At 36.6% G+C, this 358-nt stretch carries 1 protein-coding gene; it reads left to right on the forward strand.

Annotation, left to right across the window (positions count from 1 at the left end; all coding sequences use genetic code 11):
• The coding region (locus tag EII42_RS12520; RefSeq protein WP_148098071.1) for an exodeoxyribonuclease V subunit gamma at positions 1-358 on the forward strand (358 nt) is incomplete at both ends.

The raw sequence follows: 358 nt of genomic DNA on the forward strand, positions 1-358 counted from the left end.
GAAGAGGTTTTAGCCTTTTTAGATGTGCCAGCAATTCGTCATAGTTTTAATATTGAGTTTGACGATTTATCTCAAATCCGTCATTGGGTAGAAAATTCAGGGATACGTTTTGGTTTAGAAAAATATTCTCAACAAGTACAACAAAATTATAATGCTTGGCAAGCTGGTTTAGAAAGAATGCTGTTAGGCTTTGCTATGAGAGAGGAAAATGGCATTTGGCAAGATAGCCTTGGATTTGACAACAGTTATGGTTTAAAAGGGCAAATCGTTGGTTATCTAAGTGAGTTCATCGATGCTTTATACCGTTGGCAACAAATACTACAGACAAACCACAGTATTGAGCAATGGGAATTACACC

Origin of the sequence: Tessaracoccus sp. OH4464_COT-324, assembly GCF_003932855.1 — a bacterium.
GTDB lineage: Bacteria > Actinomycetota > Actinomycetes > Propionibacteriales > Propionibacteriaceae > Arachnia.